The organism is Okeania sp. SIO2B3 (assembly GCF_010672525.1).
Classification (GTDB): Bacteria; Cyanobacteriota; Cyanobacteriia; order Cyanobacteriales; family Microcoleaceae; genus Okeania.
Genome location: NZ_JAAHGH010000163.1, coordinates 1 through 10,047, shown reverse-complemented (window position 1 = coordinate 10,047; position 10,047 = coordinate 1). Strand labels below are relative to the sequence as shown.

Below are 10,047 nucleotides of genomic sequence, written 5' to 3'. Positions count from 1 at the left end.
TCAGTCTGAGGATGAGGAAAGTATTGCGCAACTGCGGCAGCAAACAAAGCAACTTTTGGCAGATATTCGGTATCGGTTTGTAACTGTTGCGGGAGTGGTATCGGAGGAAATAATTTCTGTTGCACAACAGTATGGAGTAGCAGAAATAGTTATGGGGAAAAGAGGGGATCGTTTATGGGAGAATGTGTTAGTTGGTTCCATTTCTCAAACAGTTTTGGAAAAGAGTTTAATTCCTGTGGTAGTGGTTGAAAAAATGTAGTTGTGTAGGAAAAAAAACGGCGAGTCACACTGAGTCAGATGATCGCCGTTGGTGGATATGGGAATTATTGTACTTAGTTTTTACTGGTTTTCGGCAGTTCCCTGGAGTCTGATCGGGACTATCGCCCCCAACAGATCACCAAGCCTTTGCATCTCCCGCCCAAGGTATCTTTTGCAGAAGCAGAAAGGTTTCAGCTATCAGGCATTTATCCAATGACTTGAGAGATGGAATCCGGATAACTAGTTGATGAAAAACTTTATACCTTCTCACCTTATTCTTTCCCTTCAGCATAGCTGCCTTCTTCCCTATGCCTTCCTTCTGTAGATACGATAAGTATTTAACCGGGTTCTATATAACAGTACCTATTTCCGGTTGATCTTCACTTGAATTTCAAAAGGAACTTGAACTTCCAAAGGAAAAGTAAAAAGCGTTTGTGTGCTTTGTGCTTGAGACCCCACAAGAGGACAATCGTGTTTTTGTTCACCTTCGTTTGAATTGCTGCTCATCCACAAATCACACTCAAAACGGTATGTCAGACCACTGTTATTCTTCTCAACTGTGACGTCTTCTACATACCATGCATTACTCCCATCTATAGACATCTCCACTCCTGTAATCTCGCCGACATCGTCGCCGCTGATTGAAAAAATATCTGGTTCGCCGCGCTCGAAATTATTCGATGAATTATCAAGTTCTATAGCACCTGTTTCATTGCCATCTTTTCCAGAAATATTGATAAATACGTCAGCATTAGTTCCCCCGTTTTTAACATCGCCCGTTTGTGTTGTGACAGTATATGTAGCTGCTAGCACATTTCCAGGTGAAGCCACAAATAGGAAAACTGCAAGTGTTGCACAAATTGCTCCTACAAATATTCGGGATATCAAATTTTTCATTTTTGTTTCTTCGTTTTTCAGTAATTGGACAAAAGTAGAGTTAGACAAAAGTATGCCTTGCACAATAAGAGCATAACCTTAAAGGAATTGGCCACTGCACGAATGCTGAACCCGTCCTTCTCTATTATTAAGACGATCTGGGATACCTATTCCTGAATTTTTTTTCGGTAGTATTTCACAAGTAGTGTTTGAGGATTTGGAAGCTTGCATTCAACAAGCACTATTGCAACAGTTTCCCCCTATGACAAAAAAATTAAGGTCAATCGCCTCCCCTTTCAAGGGGATGAAAAAAAATAAAGTTCAATATTTCAAGCCTCTGACTTTAACTAGAGGTACTGATAACTGATAACTGAAATGACCTCTTGCCTCTATATCAAAAGGTACTTTTTCAAATTCCTCTTATTAAAGTACCAATCTTCTTAGGGGGCGTTACCAACCGTTCTCCGTTCCCCCCTGCTTTTTTATCGGTACTTTATTTTCTTGCTCGTCTCTTAAATGGAATCCCTATACTGTTCATTGCTGCTCGGAGATCTGGTCGAGGGCCAATATTTTCACTCGAATTACCGAGCTGAGGGCTGCCAGTTTGCTCCAAGACATCTCTTATTGATGTGGGAGTTAAGTACATTGTGTAGCGGATTGAAAAAAGCGATCGTATTCCTCAATGCGATCGCCGTTAGTCTAAATTAGTTAAAAGTTGGTTTCATGGAGCCTGTCTATTTTTCAAGCATCTCTCCAATTCTAGCTATTGTCGATTCTGTTCTTGGAGTGGTCTCGCAATCACCCCATTAACAGAGGAGTATCGATGAGCGAGAAAACCATTCTTTTGCTTTTGTTATTTCCTTATAACTTTCAGTTAGCTTGCAACCTGCGATGTTTATAGGTCTATGACGCAGATAGACAATCTAGATCCCAATCAGTGTTGCCGGTGTTCGTAAATTCAAGATAATGTTCCCAATCACCTTCAAACACAAAATCAGGAAGGCTGGTGCTATCTACCACCGTAGCTTTCAAGTGAGCACCATGATCCAAGCTTAAATCAAATCCTCCTTTCGTACCAGCCCCACCAGTCAAGTCCCAAGTTGCTCTTTTATTTCGAGGACATATTACGGTCTCTGCGGGTTTAACGATGTACTTGTCATATCCTTTAGGGATACTTACACTTTTAGCTGCCAAAGAATTCAAGCCCCAAGGTGATGAGACGACTTCGCTCCAAGCTTCTTCACCTTGCTGCTGCATATCATAGTCGGACTTCCACTGCCAACCCATGACGCCACCAGGCTCTAGTCCATCAGAAATCCCCTGAGAGATAAATTCGGCTATTGTTTCTGGAGGGATGTAGCCGGTGTTGAATACATCATCTTCTGAAATTGGCTTACCAATGATAATCTTTTCTAGCGGAACTCCATTCTCGTGGATTTGCTTAACAGAAGTCTCCGGAGCATCAAGGCCAGAATTTAGGAAAAGTTGCTCATAGGTATCATAAGCTGTGTTTCCTTGGTTGTAAAACTGAATGTTGTAGGAATCTATTAGATCCCCAGCTTTCTCGTTCAGTTCCAGATAGCCATAGGAAGCGTTTGGATTCTCTGTTTTTTGGAAATAGGGTGCTTGGGGAGCATGAGTAACAATTGCTTCTGGATAAACAGCTTTGACTGCTCGGGTTGCTTCTGCTAACCATTCAGATGTGGTATCAGGGCGACCAACTGCAAAGTTTTCTATGTCAAAATCAACTCCATCAAAGTTGTAATCTAGGGCAAATTGTCCAACTGCCTCTCCATACCTTCTCCCATCTTCAGGATTATCGGTCACGGGTGCTTCATTTGCGCCGCCAGCACCAATCAAAACTGTGATCCCGGCATCGTGAAAACGTTGAACAGCTACTTCAGTATTGCCAAAGGCGCCATTCTCGCCACGAATCCATTCTGCTGCAGAACCGCCGATTGGCACTGACTCCGTCCAAAAAGCAACGATCAATTCATTGATATTGCCCTTAGTTTCGAGAATATCATCCACGGCTACCCCTGGTGGCCAATAATTTGGTATACCATCAACGTACTCGACGATATTTGGGTTTCCTAGCGCATAGCTACTAGGAACAAAAGTCAAGAGTGTCAAGGGAATGACAAGTAGGAGAGAGAGGATCTTTCTCAGATTTAATCCCATCATTTTTTTCAAATTCCTAGATTTGTTCTTTGGTAATGTTTATACGAGCGCTACTACTAGGAAAATTACCAGCAAGCAAATGCTGATTTTCTTCCTTGGACATCTCCAGTAAAGGTTCTCAAACCCTGATGCTACCGTTCTCAAATCGGTATTTTTGGAGAAGTATCTTGGTAGTAGAGCGATTAGAATCATTGGATATCACCCATTAGCTAGCTGAAATAGCTTTAAGCTATATGGTCTTCAATAGCCCGATTCTACAAATAAGACGATTCTCAAAGGCGAATTCTGACTGCACGAATGCTGAACTCGTCCTTCTACTATTAAGACGCTCTGGGATGCATATTCCTGAATTTTTTTTTCGGTAGTAGTTCACAAGTAGTGTTTGAGCATTTGGAGGTTTGCATTCAATAGGCACTATGGCAACACTTTTCCCTTATTACCTCTTGGCTACCCTGCTCAAATCACTACTTCTTGAGTGCTCCCCCAAGAAGTAGTGCTTGCTACCACTAGCACAATGAGAGGTTATGGACAAACTCCTGCCTAAATTTCACCGACGATCGCACTTGCAGTAAGAATGCTAGTCAGGACTATGAAAGTGATCGAGCGCAAACGAAATCTTTACACCGGTGCATATTGTCATCTATCACCGGTGCATCACTTTTCCACAGGCAAAGCATTATTTTTCACCCAAATGCTTCGCCCCTACAGATACACATGCAAATATTGAGTTCCACCCTGGCGATCGCCCCATCCCAGATTGCACAAATAATTTAGAGGCAATGCCTAAGTCCTGGCCATTGCCTATTTTGTCAAACAGTGCGTTCTCAAGTTATAGGTATCCTGACATTATAATTATCGACTGAAAACCTATTGCCCGTATTTAGCTTGAATCGATCTGCCTACTCGTAGATGGCCGAGATTTTACTTCTGTAAAACCTCCACTATTTATCCGCCCCTGCCAGCACAAAAGCTCCAGCATCTCCCACAAAACAGAATACTGAGCCGAAACCAAAACTGGAGTAATTGCCTCTACGGATAACACAGCCTCTTGGAGTCTCGATCCGCGCTGGCGTCCATGAGGATAGGAAATCTCTTGCTTTTGAGCCATATCTGGATATGACAGCAACCGATCACCCTCGCGAATTTTTCTCTGGCCAATCGAATCAGGATTATCAGCGATCGCCTCTTCTGGCTCCTTCAATTTCTCATCCCCTGTCGAGCACAAAACAAGCTGTCTGCACTCTGGCGATCGCTCCTCAGTCTCTCGGGTCGGTTCTGAGATTTGCTCCCCTTCCCCATCCGTTGCTTCCAGCAAACCTTCAGCTGCCTGTGTTTTTTCTGCCACCACCTCGCAGACCAACTCTACTTTCGGGGTTGAGGTAATCTCGCGAGGTCGCGCCGACTCTTTCAGGCCAACCTCCCCCTCTTGCCCAATAAAATAACCACTCAATTTCTGTTTGAGAATTTTCCGCGCCTGGGATATGCGCTTGCATACATTGTCGTAGGATATCCCTTGCTCTTGGGCTATTTCTTGATGCGCAAGCTCTTGATACAAATGTAAAACAAAAGTCTCCCGCAACCTTTCCGGTAATTCAGCGATCGCCTTTCGTATCTCAACAGACCTCTCCTCTTTTTCCAAAACAGACTCCGGACATTCCACTGTTGCTGCGCTACTTATTTCCTCAGTATTACCCACCCATTCAATACTTTCCACACCAGCAGCACCCCGAGAACGTTCTCTGACAATATCGAGACAAAAATTACGAGTCACCTGATACAACCAAGCTTTTAAATTAGCAATTTCACCCCCGAACTTTTGCACTTTATCCCAAGCTTTCAGCATTGCCCTACTTAGAGCATCCTCCGCATCCGCTTGGTTAGAATTCATCATCTTGAGACAGCAGCGATAAAGTTGGTCTTGACTTTCTTGCCATTGTTGCCAAAACTGAGAGATTATATCGGAACTGTCACTCTCAATTAAAGTGTTGTCTGTTAAATGTCGTCTTGTACTTGCTGTAGCGGTAGTTATAATAATCATTAATAATTAAGGTAAAAAGCCTCTCATTGTCAGGAAAATTCACGCAAAAACCCCATAAGTAGCGCCTACGATAATTTTTCGTTCGCTACAAAAAAATGTGTTTGCAAACCTCTAACTGAGATATAGCTATAAGCATTCAGTATTCAGCTAAAGTCAAAACTTTTAACTGTAATGTTTTGAAGTTTCTTAGCTGTCCTAATGTTAATGCGTAGTGCTATAGTACTTTGCTTCGCGACGTGTTTGCGCAGCATTCCACAGGAAAAAGCACAGCTTGGTAAAGGGCGATATATTGTAGTATTGTAGTGGAGTAGAGTGGCACACCTAAAACTGTGCACTCTTATTTTTGTTTCTAGGTGTCTTGATCTCCCTATCTCCCATCTAACACACCATTTTAGCTGTGTCGGTCCAGTAGAATGCGTTAGACAGCGACAATTACTCGGTGTAAAAGTGATGTAACGCACCATCAGCTAAAAATTATCTAGATTTTATGTCCCTTGTTGCCTTTGACAAAAATATAGTTGCAAATATAAAATACTCCTTTTTGGTATTTTTCTCAGCTACATTATTAAGATAACTTTTACTAAACAAATGCACAACCTATAAAACTCATATAATTTCTCATATAAACCTCATATAATTTCTCATATAGCGGAAATGAAGAGGGAAGAAGGCTTTAGTTATATAGCAGAGTGGTATGTACTTTTGGCTGCGGTTCTCAGTCTGAACGAGCCAGTGGAAATTCAGGAACGAGAATAGGCTCAAAAGCGGATGCGACCTTGCCCCCTTAGACGCAAGCGGTCAGACCCCGCGTCCGGGCTAGATACAAGGGAACGCGCACCAAGCAGGTAGAAAAATGCTCCCATCCCCCCCTAACCCTTCCCCTCCTAGTGGACCGATACATCTAAAATGGTGCATTAGAATAGCCAGCTAAAAGTTACTATTGTCAAGACTTGCGATCGCTCTTCAATAGATAGCAAAAAACAGGCGATCGCTCTTCAATAGACAGTCAAAAATAGGTGGTCTTGGACCGACACAGCTAAAATAGGGCTTGCTGATTAAATGTCAAAGCACTAACAGATATTGGTTTGCTGCCTTTTTTTGCCTTTAAAAAGTGCAAGGTTTTCGGTCGCTCAAGCTCATGCATGCTAGTATTTTGGGATGATTATGGCAGAAAAATCACTCTGACAATTTTTACGACTACTTCCTCTATAGAACCCATTTCTCCTGTCTTCCCCTCCTGGGAAGGGTTAGGGGTGGGTTTTCTCCTGTCTCCTGTCTCCTGTCTCCTACCCCTACCAAAATACTTTCCATACGCAAACCCTAAAATAGTCGATTATAGCGGTTTTCATTAACATAGAATACAACTATCTACTGAGCTGTTACAGCAAGAATTATCAGCATCGAATCAAGAGCGCAATCAAATTGCTAGTCAGGTAGATTTGGCATTTCTCGACGGACGATGCTAGAGTCAAACTCCAACATTTTTATCCTGTGTTTGAAACTCCCGAATATTGAAAAATTACCTATTTTTGACTGTCTGTTTTTAGCGATCACCTATTTTTGACTGCTTGTTTTTAGCGATCGCCCGTTTTTTGCTATCTACTTTTAGCGATCACCTATTTTTGACTGTCTATTGAGTTGTTATACTGTTAAATGGGTTTTAATGTTTGCCGGAAATAGTCTCGATACAACTGATGACTTAGAACTGCTTTATTTCCATCTAACTTCACTAACCCCATACTGTTTAACTTGTAAGCATAGATAGGTTCTAGTAATATAGGTTCAGTGGTATGTATAGCCGTACTCAAAGCGATCGCTAATTCCGGCTCATCTTGCAATTTTGCTTGATGACGCTGCAAGTGACTCGAATAAATTCCCGTCGATGTAGGAGCCGTTTTTAATAGCTCCGTGAGTGTTATATTTCCCTGACTAAGATGATAAATAGCAAGATGTACTAAAGCAGGATGTCCTCCTGTCATAGCCATCAAAAGATTTGCTTGATCTCCATCTGTCCAATTAAGTCTGTAAAATTTAGCTAATTTTACCACTTCTTTCAAGGAAAAATTGTGTAGCTGGATTGGCAACCCTACATTGAAAGGTGACTGTTTAAGGTTTAGAGGCACATAAATTTCAGTTGAGTGAACTACTACTAAACGCAATTTCTGCCACATGGGGTGTCTTTTGGCATCCTCATACCACGAACGTAACAAGGGAAAAAAGTCCTTTGCTATTTCCGGATGCTCAAAAATCTGGTTCACTTCATCCAAAGCTAGAAGTATGGGCGATTCAATTGAATCTAGTAAATAGTCCTGGAAGTAGAGAGAGCAGCTAATTTTACACCCAATGTCTTCATCCCAATAGCCATCTAACCTTGATTCTATGTTGAGTTGGCGACTAATATTAGCACAAAACCAGCGTAAAAATCTATTAATATTACTAAAAATATCTTGGTCTACCTGTTGTAAGTCTAAGTTAACAATGTGATAGTCTAAACGATTTGCATAGTCGATAACACGCAGCAGCAGGGAGGTTTTGCCCATTTCTTGTGGGGCTTTGATCCTTACCAAAGCCCCTGGTTTCTCAATTTCTGCATATACTTGCTTCTCAATATCAGATCGTTGTATATAAAATGGGGAATCTAGAGATATGGCTCCACTAGGAAATCTTGGTGACATCACTTGCCTAATATCAGAAGACAGCGTTGTAGCATTTTGGCTGGGAATGGTTTTTTTTGATGTTGCTTTTGAGGTAAGATATGTTTTTAGCTTTGCCCGACAGTTTTTTTTTGTCACCTTCTGACCCAGAACATCAGAAATTCGTCTAAATAACTCAGGAGCTACAACATTGCTCAGATAACCTGGGCTATAACCTGCCTCTTGAGCTACTAGATTATAGGTTTTATAATTCCAGATGCCTTGGAGAATTATCCTTTCTACATTATTTAGAGGAGGACAATCAATTTCGAGTAGTTTGCGGTTTATAGCTTTTAGAACAAAATCTAAGTTGATAGGGTATAAATTTTCTTCTTTCTCCATATATTAGCTATTATCTAAGTATAAATAGTATTTCATGCAATAATACTCTTTTTCTGGGCAATAGAAAATAAATCATACCACAGCTCTTCCCCTCCACGGTCGGGACTCGCGGGTGGGTTGTCTCCTACAAAGAGCAAAAAGACTTTATGAGCGCAAACCCTATTTAAGATGAAACAGTCCACTAGAGCACCGTATTTTGTTGCTTTAGCCCAATACAAACCGCCCGCTAGGGGAACTAATAATCCCGCAAACCCCCGATCTGTATCTTTAGTCGGAGATTCAGTTTTTTTTCCAGTCCTCAGGAGTCAGGAGGTGGAGGGAAGGCTTCAACAATGAATAATGAATAATGAATAATGAATAATTACCTCTCCTTGAAAGAAGAGGATTGACAAAGAGATGAAAATTTTTCTTTATTATCCCCTTAAAAGGGGAGGCGCATACCCACAATTTTTCGGTAAGGGAAAAAGATTGAAAAATACTCCCCACCTCCCTATCTCTTTTTAAATAGGGCTTGCTGATTAAATCTCAAAGTTTTTACAGATCAAGGTAAGTGCCTTTTTAAGTATCAAAAAGTGCGAGGTTTTAGGCGACTCAGGTTCAAAATCTTAGGATTTTGGTCAAGAGTTGGGCAGAAAAATCACTCTTATGATTCTTTCTACTATTTCCTCTATAATTCCCATTTATCCTGTCTCCTGTCTCCTGTCTCCTGTCTCCTAGCCCTACCACTCATACTTTCCATACCCAAACCCTAAATAGATTTCAAATGGGTTCTATAAAAGAAATAGTATAAGTCACTAATATTCTTCGATCAATTTGATCTAAAATATAAAATTGTCAAAATTCAGAAAAGTCAGGGTAATGAATTGTAGGATAATTTAATCATTAACTTCACGATTAGGAGTAAGATATGGAAATCACAGGAGCAAGCCAAGCATCTGAAGATATCCGTAACGGAAAAATCAAACTTTGTACTTTACCACAAGTACCAGAAAGAGAGTTTCCCAGAAACATTAATCCAACTCGAGCTGAAATTATTCGGGTTATTGAAAAAACATGGGTGAATGGAACAAAAATTCATTACTGTTTTTTCGACCATACTAAAGGACATAACTCTCCGGCTAAGTGGACAGGTTCGCAAGACGATAAACAAGTCGTGAGGGAGGCATTTAAGGAGTGGAAAGCTCTAGGCATTGGCTTGGAGTTTGAAGAGGTTGATTTTCCCCCAGATGCAGAGGTTCGCATTGGTTTTCAACAAGGTGATGGGTCTTGGTCTTATCTGGGAACTGATGTGCTGAATATTCCTTTAAATCAAAGAACTATGAATTTTGGTTGGCCTTTAGCTGATGATGCCTATGGTAAGGAAACTGCACTTCACGAAGTGGGACATACACTAGCATTACCACACGAGCATCAAAACCCTAAAGCAGGTATTCAGTGGAATGAAGATGCAGTTAGGGCTTCTTTAAGTGGACCTCCGAACAATTGGTTGTCAGAGACAATAGAATATAATATCCTGCTTGACATCCTCCCCGGCCTAAAGGCGCGGGGATTCCTACTAAGCCATAGCTCCTCGGCGGGTTGACGTTTCACAGGGTGCTGCTTCCTTGGCGGTAGTCTAACGCTTCCCTCCACGTCCGCGCACGAGTTTCCGCAATTCGT

The 10,047-nt window shown here is 41.4% G+C and carries 7 protein-coding genes; 3 read left to right on the top strand and 4 right to left on the bottom strand.

The genetic code is table 11. The annotated features are described in order from the left end of the window. Positions 1 to 259: universal stress protein (locus tag F6K15_RS36105; protein ID WP_293070667.1), on the top strand; the 259-nt coding region annotated here is incomplete at its 5' end. Beyond that, positions 246 to 371 (top strand): hypothetical protein, encoded by a 126-nt coding sequence (locus F6K15_RS36100; RefSeq protein WP_293070666.1) that lies wholly within the window; start codon positions 246 to 248, stop codon positions 369 to 371. The genes F6K15_RS36105 and F6K15_RS36100, both read left to right, overlap by 14 nt. A 250-nt stretch (positions 372 to 621) precedes the next feature. Here the strand turns inward: F6K15_RS36100 and F6K15_RS36095 are convergent, their stop codons facing one another. The 4 genes from F6K15_RS36095 to F6K15_RS36080 form a co-directional block, all read right to left on the bottom strand. Then, a complete protein-coding gene (locus F6K15_RS36095; protein WP_293070664.1) occupies positions 622 to 1,203 on the bottom strand; it encodes a PLAT/LH2 domain-containing protein in 582 nt (193 codons plus the stop codon). Between the two features lie 834 nt (positions 1,204 to 2,037). After that, entirely contained in the window at positions 2,038 to 3,318 is a 1,281-nt protein-coding gene (locus F6K15_RS36090; RefSeq protein WP_293070662.1) for a glycosyl hydrolase family 18 protein, read from the bottom strand. 877 nt (positions 3,319 to 4,195) lie between these two features. Then, positions 4,196 to 5,353 (bottom strand): RNA polymerase sigma factor, encoded by a 1,158-nt coding sequence (locus F6K15_RS36085; protein ID WP_293070660.1) that lies wholly within the window; start codon positions 5,351 to 5,353, stop codon positions 4,196 to 4,198. Between the two features lie 1,649 nt (positions 5,354 to 7,002). Then, positions 7,003 to 8,388, bottom strand: coding sequence for an AAA-like domain-containing protein (locus F6K15_RS36080; protein ID WP_293070658.1), 1,386 nt, complete (start codon positions 8,386 to 8,388; stop codon positions 7,003 to 7,005). 907 nt (positions 8,389 to 9,295) lie between these two features. On the opposite strand from F6K15_RS36080, the gene F6K15_RS36075 reads away from it, so the two are divergent. Then, complete coding sequence (locus F6K15_RS36075; protein WP_293070656.1) at positions 9,296 to 9,970, top strand: M12 family metallopeptidase; 675 nt, start codon at positions 9,296 to 9,298, stop codon at positions 9,968 to 9,970. The last annotated feature ends 77 nt before the right edge of the window (positions 9,971 to 10,047 follow it).